Annotated in this window: 12 protein-coding genes; 8 read left to right on the top strand and 4 right to left on the bottom strand. The window is 57.8% G+C overall.

Annotated elements, in window-relative coordinates; translation table 11 throughout:
- The first annotated feature begins 5 nt into the window (after positions 1 to 5).
- From HCG46_RS15235 to HCG46_RS15225, 3 genes are read left to right on the top strand one after another with little or no spacing between them, the layout of a single operon-like run.
- On the top strand, positions 6 to 479 hold the full coding sequence (locus tag HCG46_RS15235; RefSeq protein ID WP_168686737.1) for a hypothetical protein: 474 nt from the start codon (positions 6 to 8) through the stop codon (positions 477 to 479).
- A gap of 3 nt (positions 480 to 482) precedes the next feature.
- Positions 483 to 950: a hypothetical protein gene (locus tag HCG46_RS15230; protein ID WP_168686736.1), complete on the top strand. Its 468-nt coding sequence runs from the start codon at positions 483 to 485 to the stop codon at positions 948 to 950.
- The gene (locus tag HCG46_RS15225; RefSeq protein WP_168686735.1) at positions 947 to 3,337 is read left to right on the top strand and encodes an AAA family ATPase; all 2,391 of its coding nucleotides are present in this window, start codon (positions 947 to 949) and stop codon (positions 3,335 to 3,337) included. Before HCG46_RS15230 ends, HCG46_RS15225 begins: the two co-directional genes overlap by 4 nt.
- A gap of 37 nt (positions 3,338 to 3,374) precedes the next feature.
- On the opposite strand, the gene HCG46_RS15220 is transcribed toward HCG46_RS15225, so the two are convergent.
- Positions 3,375 to 3,674, bottom strand: coding sequence for a hypothetical protein (locus tag HCG46_RS15220; protein WP_168686734.1), 300 nt, complete (start codon positions 3,672 to 3,674; stop codon positions 3,375 to 3,377).
- Between the two features lie 64 nt (positions 3,675 to 3,738).
- Entirely contained in the window at positions 3,739 to 5,163 is a 1,425-nt protein-coding gene (locus HCG46_RS15215; RefSeq protein ID WP_168686733.1) for a DUF2779 domain-containing protein, read from the bottom strand.
- Between the two features lie 210 nt (positions 5,164 to 5,373).
- On the opposite strand from HCG46_RS15215, the gene HCG46_RS15210 reads away from it, so the two are divergent.
- From HCG46_RS15210 to HCG46_RS15195, 4 genes are read left to right on the top strand one after another with little or no spacing between them, the layout of a single operon-like run.
- The gene (locus HCG46_RS15210) at positions 5,374 to 8,061 is read left to right on the top strand and encodes an N-6 DNA methylase (protein WP_168686732.1); all 2,688 of its coding nucleotides are present in this window, start codon (positions 5,374 to 5,376) and stop codon (positions 8,059 to 8,061) included.
- The gene (locus HCG46_RS15205) at positions 8,054 to 9,295 is read left to right on the top strand and encodes a restriction endonuclease subunit S (protein ID WP_168686731.1); all 1,242 of its coding nucleotides are present in this window, start codon (positions 8,054 to 8,056) and stop codon (positions 9,293 to 9,295) included. The genes HCG46_RS15210 and HCG46_RS15205 overlap by 8 nt, the downstream gene beginning before the upstream one ends.
- Positions 9,292 to 12,675, top strand: coding sequence for a type I restriction endonuclease (locus HCG46_RS15200; protein WP_168686730.1), 3,384 nt, complete (start codon positions 9,292 to 9,294; stop codon positions 12,673 to 12,675). Before HCG46_RS15205 ends, HCG46_RS15200 begins: the two co-directional genes overlap by 4 nt.
- Positions 12,672 to 13,385 (top strand): SprT family zinc-dependent metalloprotease, encoded by a 714-nt coding sequence (locus HCG46_RS15195; RefSeq protein ID WP_168686729.1) that lies wholly within the window; start codon positions 12,672 to 12,674, stop codon positions 13,383 to 13,385. The genes HCG46_RS15200 and HCG46_RS15195 overlap by 4 nt, the downstream gene beginning before the upstream one ends.
- 31 nt (positions 13,386 to 13,416) lie before the next feature.
- Here the strand turns inward: HCG46_RS15195 and HCG46_RS15190 are convergent, their stop codons facing one another.
- Both HCG46_RS15190 and HCG46_RS15185 read right to left on the bottom strand, forming a co-directional pair.
- Entirely contained in the window at positions 13,417 to 15,228 is a 1,812-nt protein-coding gene (locus tag HCG46_RS15190) for an ATP-binding protein (protein WP_168686728.1), read from the bottom strand.
- 278 nt (positions 15,229 to 15,506) lie between these two features.
- Positions 15,507 to 20,801, bottom strand: coding sequence for a DUF3883 domain-containing protein (locus tag HCG46_RS15185; RefSeq protein WP_168686727.1), 5,295 nt, complete (start codon positions 20,799 to 20,801; stop codon positions 15,507 to 15,509).
- 497 nt (positions 20,802 to 21,298) lie between these two features.
- Here HCG46_RS15185 and HCG46_RS15180 point away from each other — a divergent pair, with 497 nt between their 5' ends.
- Positions 21,299 to 23,545, top strand: a complete 2,247-nt coding sequence (locus HCG46_RS15180) for a hypothetical protein (protein WP_205838564.1) — start codon at positions 21,299 to 21,301, stop codon at positions 23,543 to 23,545.
- The last annotated feature ends 320 nt before the right edge of the window (positions 23,546 to 23,865 follow it).

The raw sequence follows: 23,865 nt of genomic DNA, 5'->3' as shown, positions 1-23,865 counted from the left end.
AAACCATGCCAAGGGAAAAACTCACCGAGGCGCACATTGACCATGCCCTCCGTATCCTTGATGGCTGGCATGAGAAACTGACATGGGACGTCTATCTGCAAGTCCTGAAACAGGTCACCGGAATAAGTATAACTCGCCAGGGAATCCGTAAGCACCAACGGATCGTCGATGCCTTCGACGAAGCCAAGACCAGGATTGCTGTCAGCCGAAAAGCCATTGCTGCCAAAGCAGGTATCGTTCGACACGGCGACATGGCGCTCGAGTACGAGGTTGAGAAGAACCGTCGTCTGAGGGCGAAGGTTGACCGGCTTGAGCGGGAGAACCATGATCTGCTCGAGCAGTTCCAAAGGTGGCAGTACAACGCACAGAAAAACGGTATCAGTCAGGAGATCCTGAACCGCCCACTGCCTGCTCGGAAGACGCACCTCGATCGTCAGACACGCCAGAAGCGCGAACGCCGGAAACCGAATGAGGTTTGATTCATGGGTGAAGTCATCGAACGCGGCAAAGCCGGAGAGGCAAAGAACCGAGCTAAACTCAAGACCTACCTCAATGCCCTTAAAGAGGCCGGCGAGAAGCTTCCTCAGCGCGATGGTGGTCCGAACATAACAGCAATAGCTAGGGCGACGAAGATCGGCAGAAACGCCTTCTATGGCAGCCTCAAACAGGACTTGAACAATGCGGTGATGGAAATCGGCCTTGAGCCTCGGACTGCCCTAGGTAACCATCAAAGCGATGCGGCGGGATTTGCCGAAAAGGTAGATCGGCTCCTCAGGAAAAAACAGCAAGAGATAGATCAGCTGAAATCCGCTCTCGCTCAAGAACGTAGACTGGTCGCCAAACTGATCCGGGAGCAAAACCAGCCTCATGAAGCACGCGAAGCCATGCGCCCACACGGTCTTCGCGTGAGCCTTGCAAAGCGTAGGGAACTTGAGGCCCGCAAAAAATGACCACTTTGGCGATCACCTACAGGGACAGACACGGCACTGTAACGTCCCGAAAGGTGACCAACGCCCGGCTCATTGAAGAAAACGGCGCAAGAACCATTCGCGGTCAATGCGGCCTACGCGACGAACTGCGAACGTTTACTCTCGGTGGAATCCTCACATGCGTCGTAGTCACCGAACACGGCGCTATGCAGGTCGACGCAGAAACCTACCTGATGGACGTTCAGGGTCAGGCATATCGGCCCAATTTACCTCCCCAGAAAACTTCGCCGGGAACTGCTGAGTCTGGTCGTCGGAGCCGCCGCGTCGCGCCTGAAGGTCCTCACCTGGACCTGATGGATGCAAGGCCAAAGCCGCCGGAGGCGGGCGCCGCCAGGCGAGCCTTGCAGACGGATGGGACCGGTGAGACCGAAGAAAGGCGACAGCAAGGTGACAGAGATCAGGCCCTGGTCGTTGGAGAGTCCGAAAAGCGATATCATTTTCGTGATCTCGACCTGCTCGAACGCGAACTTACAAAGTCTGAGGACTTCCCAGGGATCGGAAAAGCTCGGGCCCGGAAATTGCGTGAGAGGTTCGGAGATCGCCTCCATGCAGTTCTATCCGATGGCGTTTCCGAACTCTTTGACGTTCTTCCGGGAGACGTTATCGGCCCCCTCCTCGACGGTTACCAGCTTCTGCTAGCCCGCATGGACCTGATCCAATGGTTGATGGATCTCCGCATCGATCCTGCAATCGCGACCGAAGTCATCAAGGCTTGGGGAGACGAAGGCGCTCGTGCTGTGCAGGAAAACATCTATCTGCTCATTCGGCACTTGGGATGGAGAGGCTGCGAACACCTTCGTGAACGCCTCGACATTCCAAAAAGTGATGATCGAAGGTTGGTTGGGGCGGTTGAAGCCGTATTGATTGCACAAATCCGAAACGCCCACACTTGGATACCTGAACAACTTTTCGTCGATGAAGTCGCAGAATTGCTTGGTGAAGCGAATTGGGCTGAACGAGCCGTCGAGATCGCCATCCCAGCGCGCGGCGCCGTTTACGTTGATGATGGTTTCCAGGGCCCAGGAGCGCACGACATGGAAGTCCATGTCGCAGAAGCAATCGCCAAACGCCTTCAGCCGCGACAGAAAGACTTCATTGCGAGCACATCAATTACACCTTCGGCTCTCGCCAATTCTCTAAAATCCGCCGAACGCCAACAAGGTTATCCACTAACCAAACGCCAGGCGGAAGCCGTTCGGACCGCAGCGAATGCTCCAGCGGTCGTTCTGGGCGGATACGCAGGCTCGGGAAAGACGACGGCCCTTTCTGCTCTCGTAAAAGTTCTGGAAGACGCAGGCCGACGCGTCGTCATGGCCGCTCTGAGCGGTCGGGCAGCTCAGCGAATGCGCGAACAGACCGGAAAGTCCGCTCTGACCATCGCGGCCCTAGTACGGCGTCTTAGAGATGGAAAGATCCAATTCGGACCGGAAGACACTCTGATCCTGGACGAAGCCAGCATGATTGACCTGGGGACATTGAGTGTTCTCTTCGACCGAATGCCGACGGGTCGACTGGTATTCATTGGTGACCCAGCTCAGCTCCCGCCCATCGGCTTCGGACGGCCATATCATGACCTCGTCGAACATACGAGGATACCGCGCGTGGTACTCGACCAGGTAATGCGACAATCTGCCGAGACTGGTATTCCCAAGTTTGCTGAGGACGTGAGGTTTGGCCGCGTACCTACCTTACACCAGTTCGCAGGTCTCAAGACGGGCGTGTCGTTCGTTCCCTGCAACGCCGATCAGGCAGTTGACACGATCATCAGCATTGGCCGACAACTCGCTGCATCCGGAGTTGATCGGAATGATATGCAAATCATTTCTCCCATTTCCGGGGGAAAGGCCGGAGTGGACGCCATTAACGCTCACTTCCACTGGCTCCGGTCTCACGACAAGAACGGCAATCCACGCGACATTCGGCTTTTCCCGGGACGAGACGGTCTTGCTGAAGGTGAGCCCATTATCTTCAAGGTCAATGACTACGACCGCGAGATATTCAACGGAAGCATGGGGCGGTTCATTGAAACCGATGGTGAACGCGCCCATTGCGTTCTTGATGGTAGATCGGTGACCCTGTCGGCTAACGACGCACTCAATGTCGCTCCTGCCTACGCCATCACGGTCCACAAGTCGCAAGGTTCAGAGTGGCCCATCGTGATCATGCCAGTGTTCCCGAACCCGCTGAATGACAGAACACTGATCTATACGGGGATCACGAGAGCAAAAACTCAGGTGATCCTCCTGGGCGATCGATCCGCGCTTGAAAGAGCGATCATTGAGAACTCGGCGGTCCACCAAAGGCGTACCCGTCTACCTGCTCGACTGGATGATGCACTGAACGCCTAGCTAAATCACGGCGTCGTTAGGCAAGCCTGATGTTGTGTTAAATGCACAACTCGTTCAAACGAAAGTTCACACCGAAATCCGATATCTCAACGAGGTCCTTTGGATCCCGGTAGGTCGTACGAGAAATGTCACTGCTTCCGGACCGAACCAAGACGGCAACCGGATCGTATTCCACGACGACGATTGTGCCGCCTTTTTCAACGGCTGCGTCCCAACGGTCTGTGAACTCCAGCAGGCTTTCTCTCGGGTCCGATACCAGGATCGTGACCAGACTGCGATCCGCATCGTCCAGGATGCGGTCGATGTTAGCGACGACGGTTTCTCTACTTATTGTCACAACAGGATTCTCTCAACCTTACGAGCATACCTCAACGGCGGTCCGTTGTGCGGTCTGAATGCCTTCAACTTGCCCTCACCAGCCCCTCAACAAACTGAAAGATCCGGACCATCGCGAGCGTATCGAGCTTGCAGTACTCCAGGAGGGCCTGTCGTAGTCGCGCCTGCTTTTCCGGATCGGTTTCGTTGATCATTTTATTCCAGCCATTCATTGCGGCTGTCCCGTCGCCGATTTCCATCCCCTCGTAGCTGAGTTCAGGCACGACAATAGGGAGAACCTTCTTGATGGATGTCGATCCATTGAAACGGATATCGACATAGCCCGTCTTGAAGACATCCATAAGGTCGACTGTTCGATCGACCAGTCCAAGGAGAAAGTCCCGTTTGTCCGGGAACGCCTGACCCATCTCGTTGTTTCGAGCGTTTTCGAAGGTCTTGTTCCAGGTGATGACGGATCCGCTCGCACCGACGGCGCTTTCCAGGGCTTCCACCAATGGACGCGGGAGTTCCGGCCGATCCGCTAGATATTCGACATGATCGACCCGACCATCTTCATTGAGGACATGGAGGGAAAACTGAAACGGCATCTGCTGTTGCGGCCCTGTCCCATCAACGATCGGGATGGCGGATAGGTAGGTTTCGTAATCAAGAAAATAGAGCGGGTACGCCAGCACACTGATGAAATTCGCAATGTCGGCGAGGTCAACATAAGGGTTCTCGATGTTGTGTGCCCGGACAATCGGCTGCTGGAAGCGTGAAACCTCATCGAGTTCGATCTGATCCAGTCCAAACCGTCCTTCTGCGACGAAGTTCTCCAGCTTCCTGCCAGACAAACGCGGCAGAGAATAGATCGAGTATTCTGGAATGCCCAGGTTGAAGTAACCAAAGCTGTCGCAATGATGCAACCGACTGAGGTTCAGGCAGGTACACGAGCTCTCGTCTATCGCCGCCTCAGTAAGGAGTGAGAGCGCCTCGGCGATTTCCCGCTCTGTTTCGTCCAGCAGGCCCTTCACCCGAACGGTTTCATCAGCAAAGGTGAGAAGTTCTCCGGGATCTATCTCGCCATCACGAACGTAGTCCTTGTTCAAGTGAACGATGAAGACGTTCCTGACGTCTCGCCCTGCCCTTGTGGCTGCGATCGTCTGGAACGCCGCGTCCTTCAGCTGGTTGTGCGGTTTCCCGTCCTTCACGCTGGTCGAGGACTTGATCTCAAAGACATCGATGGTGCCATCCTCGTTCTCCCGGAGCATGTCCGCACGGGCATGGAGTCCCTCGCCTGTCTCGAACACACCCTGGAAGGAATAGGATTCGGCATCCGGCCAATCCTTGACCAACTGACGTACGAATCCTTCGACCTGATAGCCTTCCGCAGCCAGTTTCTGGGCGAAATCGGAAAACTCGCCCTCAGGATAAACCCCCGGCTTGTGCTGTTTCAGCCAGAGCGATTTGGGGCAATTCAGATACTGGATAAAATCAGTTTTCGATAACATTTCATCAGACATTCAAATAGCTGTTTGAACTGGAGCGTCCCATTAAACGTGGTTCAAAATTCACCCCAACAACCAAGCAAAAATTGTACACCCAGTATATACAAGCATGGATTTGAACTTATGCGCAGAATCTGGTCAAGCTTGTCATAATGACTGCAAGCCTCTCAGGGCCTAAGGTGCGTATCCGCGTAAAGATCGAGAAGAAAATTAATGGCAAAACTTACCCTTGAAAAACTCGAACGCCACCTGTTCGCAGCAGCCGACATTCTTCGCGGCAAGATGGATGCGTCGGAGTTCAAGGAGTACATTTTCGGGATCCTGTTCCTTAAGCGCTGCTCCGATGTGTTCGAGCAGCAGCGAGAAAGGATACTGAAGGAACAACGAGGTCTTGGCCGATCAGAGCAGGAAGCCCAGCAACGGGCGGATCATCCGTCCTCGTACACCAAGACCTTCTTCGTGCCTCCGGTCGCCCGTTGGGATCGCCTCCTGAATGACGTCCACGCCAACGTCGCCAACGAATTGAACAAGGCCCTTGAGGGGCTTGAGAACGATAACCACAATGCATTGCGGGGCGTGCTGGGGCACATCAATTTCGCCCACAAGGTCGGCGAGTCGGAGATCCCGGACGAGAGGCTTCGCCGTCTCATCAGCCACTTCAACAAGTACCGCCTGCTCGATGAGGACTTCGAGTTCCCCGACCTTCTCGGTGCAGCCTACGAATACCTGATCAGCGAATTTGCGGACTCCGCGGGCAAGAAGGCGGGCGAGTTCTATACGCCGCGTGGCGTCGTGCAGTTGATGGTGCGCATCCTCGATCCGCAGGGCGGCACGTCGCTCTACGATCCCACCTGTGGCAGCGGCGGCATGCTGAACCAAGGCTACGAATACGCTCTACAGCATGACGGCCGACGCCTGAGCCTCTATGGCCAGGAAGACAACGGCGCGGTTTGGGCCATCTGCCGGATGAACCTTCTGCTACATGGCATCCCCGACGCCGACATCCGGAACGGCGACACGCTTGTCGATCCGAAGCATATCGAAGACGGCCGCCTCATGCGGTTCGACCGAGTGATCGCGAACCCTCCGTTCAGCCAGAACTACACGAAGCGCGGCATCCAGTTTGGCGACCGCTTTCGCTTCGGCTGGTGCCCCACGACGGGCAAGAAGGCCGACCTGATGTTCGCCCAGCACATGCTGGCCAGCCTGAAGCAGACCGGCAAGATGGCCGTGGTGATGCCGCACGGCGTGCTGTTTCGAGGCGGCGAAGAGAAGAAGATCCGGATCGCGTTGCTCAAGGAGGACTGCATTGAGTCGGTGATAGGCCTGCCGCAGAACCTCTTCTACGGAACGGGGATCCCGGCCTGCATCCTCGTGATGCGCCACCCGGGCGGGAAGCCCGACGTGCGCAAGGGCAAGGTGCTCTTCATCAACGCGGACCGCGAGTATCGCGAAGGGCGCGCGCAGAACTTCATCGACCCGGAGCACATCGAGAAGATCGTCAACGCCTACGACGCGTTCGCTGACGTGCCGGGCTTCGCGTCGGTCGTCGACAACACGACGATCATCAAGGACGAAGCCGGCAACCTGAACATCCGGCGCTATGCCGACAGCAGCCCGCCGCCCGAGCCCCACGATGTGCGCGCGCATCTCCATGGCGGCGTGCCGAAACGGGAGATCGAGACCAACCGCCCGCACGCGCAGGCACAGGGCTTCGACGTCGACACGCCGTTCGTCGACCGCGATGCAGACTACGCCGAGTTCGCGGACACCGTCGAGAAGCGTGCCGATATCAGGACCCTCGTCGAGTCGGACCCCGGCGTTGCGACTCGGCAGGGTGAGATGGTCGCGGCCTTCGATGCCTGGTGGTCGTCGGCGCGGACCGGGTTGGCGGAGCTTCCCGAAAGCAAGCGCCTGATGCCGCTGCGGCGCGAGATGCTCGACAGCTTCGAGCCCGCCATACTGCCGGTCGGCTGCCTCGACCGCTATGCGCTGATGGGCTCCATTGCGGGCTGGTGGGACGAAATCCGCTACGAGCTGCGCGTCATCGTTGAGAACGGGTTCGCCGAACTGGTCGACGGGTGGGTCGAGACGTTGCGTTCGGCGCTGGAGGATGAGGACGCGGACGACGACGAGGACAGCGACGCCAAGAAGACCGTGAAGGTTACACTGGAGGAGCTGCTCGCCCATCCCTTCGTGCGCCATCGCATGGCGGACTACGTCACCGAGCTGTCCGCCGCACAGGCCGAGGTGGAGCAGATCAAGGCCGAGAAGGAAGCCTGGGAGACCGGCGACGGGGTGGAGGGTGCCGAGGATTGGCTGGACGGGGCCGAGGAAGGCAGCAACCTCGCCAAGGAGCTGGAAAAGCGGCGCAAGGAACTGCGCACCGAAATGAAGGACGACGACAAGCGCCGGAAGACGCTGGTGAAAACCACGGGCACCGGCAAGCCGTCCAAGGGCTCCATCGACTGGTTGCGCGCGCAGGGCACGGATGTGCGGGAGTTCGAGGCCGAACTGGCAGCTATCGAACGCCGCCTCGCCCCGCTGGTCGAGGAGGCGGAGACCATCGACGCCATGCTCGCACCCTATGAGGCGATCAAGGAGGAGCTGAAGGAGGCGCGCGCAACGCTGCGGCGACTCAAGTCGGCGTTCGTCGAACGGCTGACGGCCGCACGGGCCGAACTGGACGACGATGATTGCCGCGAACTGGTGCTCGACATAGACCGCGAGCGGCTACTCGACCGGCTCGAGCGCGCCCGCGTGCGCCGTGTCGGCGCTTTGGTGGCGGACCTGGAGCGGTTCTGGGACAAGTATCGTGTCAGCCTCGCGAAGATCGGGACCCGGAGGGCAGACGCGACGACTCGGCTAGATGGCTATCTGCTGGAGCTCGGGTATGCCTAAAACCATCGTATCCGATCTGGTCGAACCCATCATAGACAAGCAGGTTGCGGACCAAGCGAGGCCGGAGGCTTACATTGGCCTTGAGCATATTCCAGAGCGAGCCATCCGCATCGAGAGGGCCGGCAACACAGAGGCCATTCGCGGGATGTGTGTCCGCTTCTCCAAAGGCGACATATTGTTCGGGAAACTCAGGCCGAACCTGCGGAAGAGCGTCCTGGCTCCGGTGGACGGCTTGGGTTCGACAGAAATTGTTGTTCTGCGGCCCAAGCCGGGCGTTGATCCTTCGTTCGCGGGCCATGTCCTGCGCTCGGAAGCCGTATTCTTTGAAGCAGAGAGAATGACCGAGGGCACCCGGATGCCCCGAACATCGTGGAAAACGCTTTCAGAGATCGAGGTCTTCGCTCCATCAGACGAGAGCGCACAGAAGCTTATCGCCGACGTCCTCAATGCCATCGATGATGCAATTCTCGAAACGGATGCAGTAATAGAGAAGCTAAATGCGGTCGGTAAAGGCATAGCGGCCGACCTGTTTTATCTCGGCTTGGATAGCAATGGTGAGCTGCGGCAGCCGGATGCCCTTACGCAAACGGCGCTCGGTGCGCTCCCTCTCGATTGGACCGTTGACCGCCTAGATACGATTTTCGGCGTCTTTGGCGGCAAGAGGCTCCCCCTGGGTCATACCTACGCGATGGAGGAGACAGGGTTTCGTTACCTTCGAGTAACGGACTTCTTTGGAGAAGCAAGTCGACCACACGAACTGCCGAGCTTGAAGGCCAGGACCTTCAAGGCCCTTCAGCGATACGAAATCACTGACGGCGCTCTCGCCGTCTCTATCGCTGGTTCAATCGGTCGATTTTATCCATTCAACAACGACACGGATCTTCGCGTCATCCTGACTGAGAATGCCGCGCGCCTTGAACCAAAGAAGTCGATAAATCCTGACTTCTATGCCCGTTTTCTGAATTCGCTTCCGGTCCAGAAGCAGGTGGAGCTTGAGATTGGCACTGGTGGAGGGGTGCCGAAGCTGGCGCTTCACCGAATCCAGGCGCTCAAAGTCGTCGATGTTCCGCGGGATGAGCAGGATGAAATATCGCGACGCCTCAGCGCGCTGGAACTCGAAATCCAAGCTTACCGCGAAGAACGCGCCAAGCTTTCATCGCTTCGCGAGGGTTTGCGTGACGACCTTCTTACTGGCCGCAAACCCGTCGTGGCCATTCGGGAGGCTGCCGAATGAGCCAACAGGACCGTCTGGACGAACTGAACGTCGTCGAACGCCCTCTGTTGCGCCAGCTGGGCGTCATGGGCTGGACCCATGTCGAGGGCGCCGACGAGGACCCGAGCACCGGCAGGAAGGACTATCACCTGCTCGGGCGCGACACCTTCCAGCAGACGCTGCTGCGCGATCGGCTCGAGGCCGCATTGCGCCGTCTGAACCGAAACGTCGATGGCTCCGAGTGGCTGGACGAGCGCCGCATCAGCCAAGCGATCTCGCAGCTCGAACGGCCGACCGCGCGGGACTTCATTGCGATCAACGAGGAGCTGCACGACAAGATCGTGCGCGGTGTCAACGTCTCGGGCCGCGATGGCGAGCACGAACGTCCCGTGCGCTTCATCGGGTTCGCGCCGGACGACGAGAACGAATTTATCGCGGTCAACCAGTTCCGCGTTGACCCGCCCGGCGCTGTTGGCGACCGCGGGTTCATCGTGCCGGACGTCGTGCTGTTCGTAAACGGTCTGCCGTTGGTGGTGATCGAGGCCAAGAGCCCCGCCGTCACCGACCCCATCGCCACCGCCATCGACCAGATGCGTCGCTACGCCAACCGCCGCGTGCCCGAAAAGAACGAGGGCGCGGAGCGGCTGTTCTGGACGAATCACCTGCTCGTCGCCACCGACTACTACGATGCGCGCGTCGGCTCGGTTACCGCCCGGCCCGACGACTTCCTCCCGTGGCGCTCGGTCAAGCCGGTCGGCATCGAGCAGACGCGCGCCGCCATGGACGAGGTTTGCGGTGAGCTTGGCAAGGCGCCGGGCTCGGAACTGTTGAAGCAGGAGGTTCTGACGGCGGGCCTGTTGCGGCCTAAGTACCTCCTCGACGCGCTACGCTCTTTCACTGTCTACATGACGACGGACGACGGCGTGCGCATCAAGGTAGTGCCACGCTACCAGCAGTTCCGTTCGGTGCACATCGCGTTGCAGCGCCTTCAGGAGGGCAAGACCCGGCGGCAGGATGGTATGAGCGACCGCCGGGGCGGCATCATCTGGCATACTCAGGGCTCGGGAAAGAGCCTGACTATGGTGTTCCTGGTCAGGAAGCTGCGGACGATCGCCGCACTTCGGAGGTTCAAGGTAGTCGTGGTCACCGACCGGACCGACCTCGAGGATCAGCTGTCAAAGACGGCGAAACTGGCCGGCCAGGTCATGCGGGTCGCGCGCAATGCCGATGGCGCGAAGATACATCTGGGCCGGCAGGAGCCTGACCTCGTGTTCGTGATGATCCAGAAGCTTCAAGAGCGGAACGGCGAAGGCGATGAGCAGGAAATCGTGTTCGCTGCCGAGAACGACGAGCAGTCCGACGCCAAGGACGAGAACCGCCTTTTTGCCAAGACCGACGAGCTGCGCTCCGGCAAACTGGTCGCGAAAATCGGCGAGCGAAAGGCGTTCCCCGTCCTGAACGAGAGCGAGGACGTCCTCGTCCTCATCGACGAGGCGCACCGTTCGCACACCAGCGGGCTCCACCAGAACCTGCTCGACGCACTGCCGAACGCCGCGCGGATCGGATTTACCGGGACGCCTATCGAAGAGAAGAACAAGAAGAAGACGCGCGAGATCTTCGGCGCCTATATTGACCGCTATCTCCTCCAGGACGCAGAGGCCGACGGCGCCATCGTGAAGATCCTGTACGAGGGACGGGAGCTAAGGGCCGATGTCACGGACAAGGGCACGCTGGACGGGCTGTTCGACGCCACCTTTGCCGGAAAGTCGGCCGACGAGCGCGAGGCCATCAAGGACCGCTATGCGACGCGCGCGCGCGTCCTCAACTCGGCTGACCCGCTGAAGGCCAAGGCGATTGATGTGCTCCGGCACTACATCGTCAACATTCTCCCCAACGACCTGAAAGCGCAGCTCGTTGCGGCGAGCCGAGAGTTGGCGGTCCAATACGTCGACGCCCTGAATGACGCCTGCGACGAGATCGTTGCCGCCATCGAGGGCGCCGCTGACATACTGAAGGATATCGCCCCAGAAGACGCGCAGGAGGCTGGCGGCGACGTGGCATTCCTCTCCACCGCATTGCCCTATCTGGACGCGATCAAGGATCTCGAGTTCGCAGCGGTCATATCCGTGGACCACAACGACCTCCCTCACCTGAAGGCCTGGGGCGGCGTGGCGGAGACGAAGCAGCGCATCGAACGATTCAAGAAACCTCTGTCCCAGGACGCTCTTGCGATCCTGGTGGTGAAAAGCAAGCTGCTCACTGGCTTTGACGCCAAGGTCGAACAGGCGATGTATCTCGATCGGGCCATATCGGGCGCCGAACTGCTGCAAGCCATCGCTCGTACCAACCGAACGGCGGGGGAAGCCAAGCGCTTCGGAATCGTCGTGGACTACTATGGTGTCGGTAAGAACCTGGCGGACGCCTTGGCGATCTACGATGCGGAAGACCAGAGCGATCTGACAGGTGGCATCGGCAAGCCCGAAGACCTCTTGCCAGAGTTGCGACAAGCCCGTGACGCGGTAGTCAAGCACTTCACCGATGTCGGGATAACCCTGGGGTCCGACCTGCAAGCCTACGTCGATGCATGCGTGGCCAAGCTGAAGGACCAGAAGTTCCGGGCTCAGTTCCTCGTTCTCGTCAAGCAACTGGTCGGCTTGTTCGATGCTCTCATGCCGCGCCCCGAAGCACGACCGTTCACGCGTGACGTGAAAATCTATGCGTTCATCGCCAAGGCTACGGCGAACCTTTACCGAGACCGTTCTCTCGACGTCCGGGGTGTTGCCCACAAGGTTCAAGCCATGCTTGATGCCTACATCGAGGCGCACGGCATCGACCCGAAGGTACCTCCCATCGAGATCCTGGACCCGAACTTTGCTGCCGAGGTGGCACGGAAGCCGAGCGGGCGGGCGAAGGCGGCGGAAATGGAAAACGCTCTTCGCCACCACATTTCGATATCCTTCGATAAGGACACAGCGAAGTACAAGACGCTCAGCGATCGCCTTGAAGGGATCCTCACGAGCCACCATGAGGACTGGGATGAAATTGCCCGACAACTTCAGGCGCTGATCGATGACGCTGTCGCTCGCTCCGGTGGCGGCTTCACAGCCCATGGTCTGGAACCTCACACGGAAGCTCCGATCTTCGGAGTCCTCCGCATACGCTATGGTAATGATGATCGAGATGCGGATTTGATAGAGCTTACGGCCAGGATCGTTCAGCACTTGCGAGAGGAAAGCGCTGTCTCAGGGTTCTGGGACAATTCAGTAAGCCAAGAGGCAGCTAGGCGTTGGATTTTCCAACATCTCGACAACAGTAGCATCTTCGACTTCGGTGGCCTGGACGCGATCTCCTCTGACTGCATGGGGGTCGCAAGAGCAAACCGGGCGGCATTCACGTCATGAGCGAAGCAATCCACATCGACGACCTCGTATTTTCGGTGAAACGAAGCACGAGACGAAAAACGGTCGGCATTACGGTCGAACGAGACAAGCGTCTCATCGCTCACCTCCCTCACGAGGCCACGCTCGATGAGGCAGAAAAGCTGATAGCCACGAAGTTGCTGTGGGTACATCAAAAACTAGCCGAGCAAGGTGGGAATGCACGAGACGAAGTTTTTCGTCCCGCAGAGTTCGTAGACGGTGAAGGCTTCCATTTTCTTGGCAAGCACTATCGCCTCAAACTCGTTGATATTCCCAAGCACGCCACCGATATACCGAGCGTTCGGTTCGAGGGGGACCGGCTCCTGCTGCGGCGAGAGCAATCTGTGGCAGGAGCGAAGAGGATTGCCGAGTATTACACAAGAGCTGCCCATCCCTACCTGAATGACGCCGTTCAAAAGTGGAAGAGGATTGTCGGCGTAGAGCCTGGACGATTTGTACAGGTGATGGATCTCGGCTTCAGATGGGGCTCTTGCAGTACGGATGGAACTCTGAACTTCCACTGGCGTATCATGCAGTTACCGCCACAAATGATAGATTACATCGTCGTTCATGAACTCGCACACATTAAGGTTCCAGACCACTCTGCAACATTCTGGAAGCTCGTTGGTCTCGCCATCCCAGATTTCGAGGCACGACGGAAATGGTTGCAGCAGAAGGGCGGCGAACTTTGAGGGTCGCCTAAAAAAGGTTTTGAACCTCCTGCTACTCCGGAAATAAGTAGGCAACGATCTGACTAACTAGGGGCTCCATGAACGGCATTCGATCGCGGAAGTCGTCTTCGTTCTTGTTTGCATAGTGTCTAGCGATGGGCCCCTTGCCTGCCTGCTCAAACTCCTTCTTGACGAAGATCGCCCAGTCGTCGTGCAGATGCTCATCCAAGGTAGTCTCAGCATTCACGATCTGATTATTGAGTTCACTTGAAATCACACTTGGCACATCTCGGCTTTTGAGATGCCCACGCCCGTCGGCCCATTCCCAAGCAGCTTTGTCATAGAGGCACTCAAGGACAACTGGCACATGGAACCCAGCGTCAAACACCGGAAACAAATGCGGCGGCGTGGGGAGCTTAAAGCACTTTGCCGATCTTATGTTATCCCCTACTTCATTCCATTTCTTTAGGGCGGTCTTCGCTTCCGGGTCGAGATCCAAAATACCAGCTGCCCTGGGAAGCTCAGGATGGTGTTTTGCTCGGCTACGCCAAGACTGAAGCATATCGACCACGTAGTTGATCCCAGCCCCCACTTTCGTTTCGACATCGATTTCAGCAGCCCTTTCAGCTGCAAAAACCAACAGAGATTTCTCGATGATGAGTTTGTCGGAATCGCCCTCTACAAAAATTTTCCGGCGGTTCGCCTGGGCGAGTTGATCCACCTCCGCACGGGCTTGTTCCTGGCGTCGTACTCTGTCCTCCAACTCCGTCACCATGGGGGCGAACAGGGCAGTGGTTCCCATCCGATCATCAAGATCGGCCAACTCGGATAACTGGTTGGTCCCTGCTTCATCCGTCTCCCGGAAGATGTGGTGGCAGGAAATCTTACACTCACCTTCTGCCTGCTTGCGATGCAGGTTGTAAAAGACAGGGGAATGGGTGGTTAGGAATACTTGGGAGACACCATGCCCTATGAAGCCCCAGAATTGGTCAGCGAGTTCAACGCAACTGGACAGTTCGAGATTGTTCTCCGGCTCTTCGTAGCCCCAGATGAACGTGTGTGGCTGGGCCCCGCGCACCTGAAGGCCCCGCTTCTTGTCTGCCATAAATTTAAGGATCAGGGGAATATGTCTGGCCTTTATCCCGTCTCCTCGAGCATCAAGCGAAATATCCTGACCTTCGCTTAAGAAATCGAGGCTTTCGAAAATATGGCTAAGGTCCTTGGGCAGTGCTAGGCGGGACCGGAAACCGAGGGACGCCGTGATCTGGTTCGTCAGGTCTTCAAGTTGGTGGGATATAGATTGTTCAAAATCTTGGCTTGAATTCCGGAATTCCCGATCAGCAACTTCAGCGATGATGTCGTAGATGCTCGCGCGAAGTTCGGAGAAGTATTCCAGGTCTTTTATCGCGGGCACATAGACGAAATTGATGTTACGCAGCAGTGCATGCGCATTGGACTGCGGAGGAATAACGACCGTTTCCACATTTGCTGCGCCACGCGGCCCGGCTTGCCGCCGCCGCCCAGAGTATTCGTCATGGACCAAACCCTCTGACCGCCATCGACGCTCCCAAACTACGTAATCGCCGTTTGTGGCCCGATAAGACTCAGGCATCGTGATTTCGAGCTTGATGGAGATTTCTTTGGCTCGTCGGTTGGGGTTGTTGAATACGTTGTGGTCGATCTCGAAATCGAGGTCATTGGCGGGCATGGTGCGGCCATTAAAAAACAGGTTTAGGGCTCTGAGAATATTCGACTTACCAGAGTCGTTTTTACCTACGAGGACCGCCAACTTACCCGGACTTAATGACAAATTTCGCACCGATCGAAAGTTACGAATTTCTATTTTAGTTATGTTTAGTCCCATAATTCCGCTGAAACCTCCCCAAGCCCATCCATCACACGTTGAACGAGATACAAAGAGCTCGCAAGCCTGAGTTGCTTTTCAGCTTGGCGTATGATGAATGAGCGCACGCTTTCCAGTGGAAATAATAACTGGTGATCGTGTTTTCGTTTTCGTCCAGGATTTTACGAACGTTTGAACTTCAGACTGCTATTGTTGCCTAGAATTATGAGGCCACCACGTTCGTCGTGGCAGTGCTAACCAAGGCAACCCTTCGAAGCCGCACAACACAGCGGAGCCTTTCATGGCCGCTCGAAGCGATAGCGTACCGAGCCGCTTCGCAGCACGCGGAAACGATGGCGAGTATTCGATGCTACCGGGTTGGACAGTGGAAGAACGCGCCATCGCGCAGGATCGAACACAAACGGGACGTAGAGGATACGGTAGCGCCGCTTGCGCTCGAGGCTTGCACTACCCGCGACTTCGAGTTCCCGCGCGGTGAGTTCAAATTCTCCGCCCGCGTCCATTGCGGATTTCACCTCGTAGAGCCATTCGTTTCGCTCCGTAATGACCCGGAAATCATAACCGAGGCCGTCATCGCCGGCTGAACCTGTACAGAAAGCAGCGCGGTTGGACGAGACCCAGCAGGCATCGGACATTTCCTTGGCATGACGCCTACGCAAATACTCGCGGGCGAGCCACTCGCTGGCAACACCCATCGCGGTCTTCACCGATTCTGGCGGTTGAGACCGCCATGACTGACCGCCGCCTCCCCCGCTGCCCCTGGAAGTTCCCAGTACTTGCTGATCCTGCGAGAGCAATCGTGGGGCGCGGCTCCGCGTGTACCATTCATCGCTATTTTCAATAGCGGCGGCAGCAAGCGTCTCAAAGCTACGGACGAAGTCTCCAGCCCCCGCGTCCAGATCGTCGCCAGCGAACCTGATTGTGCGCCGCGCGACTTCGGCTTTCCGTCTCACCTCACGCGCCTCAATCACATCGCGTTGTAGATCGTCGGGAACGAGCCCAAGGCGCGCTAGATCGGCTGTGAGCGGCATATCGGCGGACCAGGCCCCCACGCGAGCGTAGAACTTCGGAAGCTGTGCCAGGTCGAGCTTCTCGAAGTCGAGCAAGCCAGCCTCGTCAAGCGTGCGGACCAGCGTCTGCGGGTCGGCCGCCTCGACCAATGCCGGCACTGTCGTATCGTTTTTGCGGCACCAGGCGCGGACCAATCCAGCGAGGTCTGAATGATGGGCGAGCACGAGCTTACGGTTGTCGATGGTGACATTGTCGAGCGGGGGTAGATCGACATCGGGCACATGCGAACCCAGTAGCTCTGCGGCGGCCTCCGTCGCGCGCGCGGCTACGACTTCACGGCTGAGCGTTTCGAGTATACGAGGCCACGCTGGATCGAATGTTACGAAGTCGAGGCCCCGCGCGGCGACATAGGGAGCAAGGTCTTCTCCTGCGGCCCACACCTTAGCAAAACAACGCCGTATCCGATCAAGCAACCCCGGCTTGAGTTCGTCGAGATATACCTCGAATGTGCGCCGGAAGTCGTTCTCGTCGTTGAGCGGCGGGTAACCCAGCGACGCGAGTGTTTCACCGTAGGAAACGAAATCAAACCCCATCTCTTGGCGGATGAGCCCCTGATTATCCGTTTCTTCGACTGCGGAGAGCGCTCGCTCGGCGGTCGTCTCGTTGAACCTCTTTGTAATCCATGCGCGAAGGTTCAGCGACGGCCCAATCCGATCGTGCAGGTCTTCGAGGTCCCCAGCGCATTCAAGCCCCCCGAGATGCGCGACAACAGGAAGCAAGGCACGCATCCGCCTTTCGACACCGCCGCGAGTCGCCGCGAAATGGTCGCGTATGATGCTTTCATCGCGCTTAATAGCGCTCGCATATTGCGCCTCGGTCGGTTTTCCTACGCCGGCGAACCCCGCCCGTTTCAGACGTTCGAGCATGATTTCTAGCGTGTTTCGCCGCACCCCCATCAATTTGGTAATGGCTGGAGCCGCCTCGCAAAGCAGGTCGAGCCCTATGGCCGCGTCCGAGACCAGCACCAGGGTCGGCGACTTCGGATGAGCCACGGGTTGGGCACGTTCGTCTTTGCGAGCGTGCACCAGCTCATCATCAATCATCAGCGAGAAGTTGGCGCAGCGTTGGAGCCGGATCCGGCGCAGACGTCGCTCCAACTCGTCGGGCGGTATGGTTCGCAATTCGAGGGGGTCGCCCAGATATTCGTGCGCAAGGACAGCCGCATCGACAAGCCAGGCGAGCGGATCGGCGACGAGCGAAAGAGAACCCGCGTGGGCTTCGAAGTCCTTGCCGTCGACAATGAGCCTTACATTGCGCGAGTCTGTCACCTGGACCTGAAAGCCACCCATAGCCTCGATAAGCTCGGCGATCACTGCGCTGTCATTTTCGCCGATGTCGAGTATCGCCTCACCGCGATCGGCCAATGCCCGCGTCGCGAACCCCTGTCGTTCGCTGGCGACATGGACGAGCGGCGGATTTGTTGCATCCGGACGATAGAGTTCGAGGCTTCCCGCGCGCTCGACCACTAATGAAAGCGACGCAGGCAATGCACGTTTCGTTTCGGCGACATCACTCCAGGCACGTCGCAGTTGATCGCGAAGGTCGCGGCGCTCGGCGGCCGAGAGGTCTTCGAGACTTTCTGCGAGGGATACGAGGCGTGCAGGAGCATTGTCGCGGTTCGACCAGTCGCGAAGTCCGATGCGTGGGTCGAACAGAATCGGGGGTAACATCGCGCGAGCGCCAACTTCGCATTGGAAGCGCGGAACGAAACGCGGCGGCGGTTGGCGGGCAGCGGTCGTTGACCAACTCGCAGCGGGCACCGCGAAGACGACCTCATCCTGTTTCGTGCTAGCAACCCAGGGGGCGGTGGCGAGAAACACCGCCAGCGGCGTTGGCAGCTCGACGCGGTTGTATTGGCGATAGTGATCGATCGAGAATTTGAAATACTTGTCGCCATGGTCTCGCAGTAATGTGACGATGAGGTCGGACAGCGCGGCACGGGCGTCGGCGGACATCTCGTTGTATTCAGTCTGACCCGGCAGCCTCCAGATTTCGCCGGACAGGTCGTAATACGTAAGTGGATTCTGGAAGGACGTTGAGTCGACCTTGGCGACCCATGCCCTGTCGAAGCCCTGCTTCGCCGAGACGGTGGAGAGGATACCATTCCAATAACCGCTCGGCGTGCCACTGCGCCGCACTTCGGCAGCGAGCGGCGGAAGGCCGTCACTCGTTTTCAGCAAGCCTAGAAAGCGAGCCCAGTCTTCGCGCCGATCGTCCGCGGCGGCCCGCGGCCATTCGCCGAAGCTGACAAGCAAACGGTCGCGCGCCTTAGCGCAATCAGGCGACACAGCGGATGCCTCAACGAGGTACTGCTCAACTGTTCGGCCAAGTGATGTCCATGTGCTTGAGAATAGAGCTGTCCGTGCCGGACTCCATCCGCCGAGTGTCGGTACCGACAAATCGGCCGCGCGCAGGGCTTGCTCGATCGGTTTCCCTCCCCTGCTGCGCCACACCTTGAACGACCAGAGCAAAGCTTCACGACGTTGGAGATCGCTTGCTTTAGGCTCGAGCGCGCCCTTTAGCGCGAGCAGCACGTCGAGCGGATCGTAACTCCTGAGGAGTTTGGCTTGCTCGAATGCGCGTTGGGTCGTCTCATTGAGCGTGATCGCATCATTCAAGAAACGGAACTTGCGCTTGAGCGACGCCGGCGGGTTGGGCGCGCCTTCACCGCGCCGCCCGCGGCCGGCTTTAGTCCGAACGAATACCGGGGGAGCACCGTCGCGGCCTAGTGCCGTCGCCGCATAAAGCTTGCCATCAGCACCGACCAGTATCTTCCGGCCCTCGAGCGACGACAGTTTGAGTGCGGCCGCGTCAAACACCTTGTGGACATCTTCGAGAAATGTCTTCCACCGGGTCGGAAAGACACGGCGCTCGCGCGCGAGCCAGTGGGCCACCGCTTCAGTCCAACCGCACAATACGTCGCTGGATGGCTCCAATGGCAAATTAACCAACGCCGCGAGTGCCTTGATACGTGACACGCGGTCGGCGCAGAGCGCATCTGCAAGGATTTCCGCGTCAGCGACTTCAGCGAGCCGCCGCATCGTCATTTGCCTCGTCTTGACCTCGGGCCAAACGTAGAGTGTTTCGAAGCTCGCCCAGTTCGACGCACCACCCGAAACGATCGGCCAAATCGCTGCTTTGTCGAGCGGGCGTTCGATATTTCGGAAGGCGGCAAGCAATTTCTGCGTATGCGGCTGCGACCATGCGGCGAGATCAACGACAGTTGTTGATGGCAATTGATGGGCCAAGTCGACGATTTCGGTCGCAGCCATCGCGCAGGCCGAGGCTGCTGCCTCAAGCAGATGCCTATTGAGCGGCAAATCGGGCTTCATAGAGCGGCGATCGATGTCGGCGAAAAACGGCGCATCGATATGGCCAGCTATCGGCGAGGTTGAGTTTTCCGTCATTGGCAGAAAATTGTAGAGACGCCCCGCCCCCCCGTGTCCGACGAGCGGCACGGCAACAGATACGACCGCCTCGCCGTGCCATTCGAGCCACCGTTTCAGCGTCGGCGCAGCCTGCACACTTGCGCGGACCGCATCAAGAAGGGGGGGCTTTGGCAACACCGATCGAGCGAGAAGGTAGGTGCTGCCATCGACCATAACCTTCGCCAACGAACAGGCACCGGATGCCTTATCGGCAAGCTGTTCTACCGAGCGGGTCGATCGGCGGTGCACAACGGCAGTGCCATCGCGTGCGATTTCGACATCCAGCGCCGCGAGCCGCTCAAGGAACAGGAGCACGGGTACGTCAGGATCAAGCAACTCGTTGACCTGTCGTTCGGCAAGTGCGACGGCATCCGCAGACCGCAGCGGCAGCGAGACGACGGTGGCGAAGCCGGCGGCTGCGAGCGCGTCGACGGTATGGTTGCGCTCTGATACGGGCTTGGGAACTAGGTAACGCGGGACGGTGGCGGCGACGTCGCGCGCGTCCTCGAGGGTTGCCCCGAGGGCCAATAAATCCGCCTCGATCTCTTCCTGGGTTGCAAATCGAAAACAATAGCCGTCAAAGCGACCGCGCGCTCCCGCAGGAGAACACGAGAATATCCGAACCTCGTCAGTCAGCGCTTCAACACTTCGGAAACCAAGCCCCTTATTGCCAATCCCTTCCCCGATCCGCTTGTCGCTGGTTCCGATATTGATGACCGCGTCAAGGTTCGACCGGGTGAAGGCTTGCCCGCGGTTGGCAACGAGTAACTCGCCTTGATCGTCAGAAGAAATTAGGAGCCGAACAGCTATTTCTCCGGTGCCATCGTGCGTAGATGGCGGGTGCGCGTCATGCCCGTTTTGCACAAGTTCGAAGAGGACACGGTCGCCATATTGCGTCCCGATGACTTCATTGAGATTCTTGAGGCTTTCATAGACCTTAATTTTGCGCCGACGGCCTTCGAGCGCATATTCGAGTTGCGACGTCGCGATGTCCGTGATTTCGCTAGCAAAGACCGACAGTTTGAGATCGCGGTCGGCTTGTCGAAGCGCGTCACCGTCAGCAATGATCGACAAGAACTGCTCCCCTCTCCAGGGCTTTTAGCTTCATTAAACCTGGACCTTTTCCACCCGTTTCCGATCGAAAGTGATAGCATGTGGGAGAAGAAAGCAACCCATCAGTGCCGGTTCGAACAACCACCCACTTGAAAAGGCGTCGAACCCGAAGTGAAGCAAGTCAGTCCAAGCCGAACTTCCCAAACTTTTTCCGCTGCCATCGGGATGTACTGAATTATCTATGAATTAGATGCAGTCATTATTTGCCAAGACTAATCCAGAACGTTTTCCCCTCCCCCAAAAGCAGCATCAGCATCCGTAGCAATCTCCACCGACCTTGCAAGCCGTACTCGACAACCGTGCTTAACTGCCTGAGCATCATTGTTGTTACCGCGATATTGCCCCTAGTTCCGAGGCACAATCAAAGAGCGTTTTTCACGGACTTTGCCAAACATTCTCTTTCTTCCAGTTCCGACTCCCTATATGCCGTCGCCTCCCCGGCCTTTGGAAGTTAGTCAATGAAATCAAAACGATCCGTCCTCACCCCAAGCATGATCACGACCTTTTGCGAAAAGCGCCTAGCGCCCGTGTTCGCGCCGCAGGATGTGGAGGTCCTCCGCGGACACCTAGTCGACCTTTTGGAGAGGAACGAATATCCAACATACAGGGGGAGCCGTCTGGACGTCCGGGCACTCGCCGAAGGTTTGGGTTTGGACTCTCGCCGTCTGATGGCTGAGAGGTCGAACCTTCAGCCGATATTCGACGCGATTGCACGAGCCATCACCGAAAGATCGCTGCGCCCGGAAGCATATGAACAAACCTATCAGTCCACGAGTGTTACCCCTCGTACGGCGCCAGAGTACCACTCAGGTGGTCGCGGGCGTCGGGGCAAGCCACCGCAGCCGGTTGTTGAATTTCCAGATCCGCTGGAGGCAACCTGGGATGAGCCTTCGAACTTTGGAGCTGCGCTTCGTCTGCATTCCAAGCGGCATGGAGAGTCCATTTACCACCTCTTCAATGCAGTGGTTCGCACCGAAGACAGCGTCAAACGCAGCACCTTTGTCGGTTGGGGACGAAGGACAACCGCACCAAGTTCCTCGATCAGTCTGGAAATTCTGCGCCGCATCGAGCGCCGCTACCGTCTACCGGAAGGATATTTCTCCGAAGTTTCGAAAGCCGACATAGCAGGCTTCGGAAGTTGCGAACTGGATGAAATGGCTCCGGCCGAACGGCGCCGATTTGTCTGGCACCTGCCGGACGACTTCAGACGAAGACCAAAAGCCGAACAAGCTGAGATCCTTTCGTGGGTGAGAAACGTGATCATCAGCGGCTCGACGGAATATCGACGTTATCAGGCGGCAGCGATGCGGCAGCGCTACGCGGTGCGTTTCCACTGGGCCGCAGGGCCGCAGCGGAAATATTCGAGAAGCAGCTCATGCGATCCCTCTGACATCGTGGATGCACCAAAACGGTTGAACGACGAACTGGCGGAACTTCTGCGTTTCAAGACTTCAACGTTCGCGGCATTCGGCCAACAGAGAAATGGGGTCTGGGGCCCAGAGACAGCCTCGCAGAAAGTCGAACATTTCGGACTGTGGTTCGGCGCATTCACGGCTTCTTGTGAAGGTGAGGTTCAAGGGCATGGCGTAGATCCGGAAGTGCTGACTTTCGCGATGATGGTCTTCCCACAAGTCTGGGATTGCTACCTGCACTGGCGCGAAAAGCGGCGGGGTTTCTATACCAGATGGGAAATCGACATGTTGTCCGTGGCCGCCGCTCTGTGCCGAGAGGAAACCGGTTGGTTGCGTCAAACACCACGCATTGCATCCAGCCTTCAGAAAATCGAAGGGCTGATCACGGAACAGGACATCTCCGATGCGCAGAACGATTGGGCGTCCGCCTGTGAGCGCATGTTCAAGCACGCTCGACGCCGCATCAAGGAAATCGAACGTGTCGCGAAAATTCACCGAGATCCATTTGAGCCTATCATGCCGGTTCTCGAGGCTCCCAGTCCGGTCGGGGAGTATCGGAAGATCACCGAAGAAATCCTGCGTCGAATGCCAGACGAAAGACGTCACGCTCGCGCGACGGCGGAGGCAGTCCGCTCGTTCCTGCTCCTCCGGATTGGTTTACATACAGGGCTTCGTCAGAAGAATCTGAGAGAACTCTTGCTTTGCAAACCTGGTGACCTGCCAACGTCAGAGCGCAAGCTGGAGGATATGAAACGAGGAGAGCTGCGCTGGAGCACCAGAGATCAAGGATGGGAAATACTGATCCCCTCTGTGGCCTTTAAGAACGCGAACTCCTCGTTTTTCGGATCGAAACCATTCCGTTTGATACTGCCTGATCTCGGCCAGCTCTACGAGTTGATCGACGCCTGGATCGACAGGCACCGCTCTCGTCTCATTGGACCGGCGGCGGATCCCGGCACGTTTTTCGTCAAGACAGCAAAAGTCACCAGCACGAACGCCGCATATTCCCAGAACACATTCTTCGAGGCGTGGCGAACTGTCATCCAGCGATACGGCATATATAATCCCTGGACCGGGCGCGGCGCGATCGAAGGACTCCTACCGCACGGACCGCATAACGTACGTGACGTACTTGCGACACACATCCTCAAACAGACCGGATCTTACGAGCAGGCCAGTTACGCGGTCCAGGACACGCCCGACATGGTGGCGAAACACTACGGACGCTTTCTGCCACAGGACAAAGCGGAAATTGCGGCGAGAATTCTCAATCGGGTTTGGGCAGCAGCGTGACCTGAAAAACACCGAGGTATCGGGCCCATTTGATTGGAAGCCTCAACCACTAACCGAGACCGAAGTTTGGGGCGCCGGATGCTAGAGTTCCCCAGCTGTTGCGCACTGAAATTCAATTGACCCTAGGCTGAATGTTTCAACCTATCATTTAGTGAATTTTGATAATTGAGATCGTCCGGTGGACATTGTTCACTGAGTGACGCGTCACGACTACGTGGTGTGACAGCAAAGAGGGTAGAAGCAGTTTCCATGATCGTGAACCATCCGGCTTCCGCCCCCGGATTGAACAAAGACGTGTTCGCAGCAATTCAAACTGCCGC

Origin of the sequence: Labrenzia sp. PO1, assembly GCF_012273635.1 — a bacterium.
Lineage (GTDB): Bacteria > Pseudomonadota > Alphaproteobacteria > Rhizobiales > Stappiaceae > Roseibium > Roseibium algicola.
Note: the sequence above shows the minus strand (reverse complement) of the source record. Positions and strands in the feature narration are given on the sequence as shown.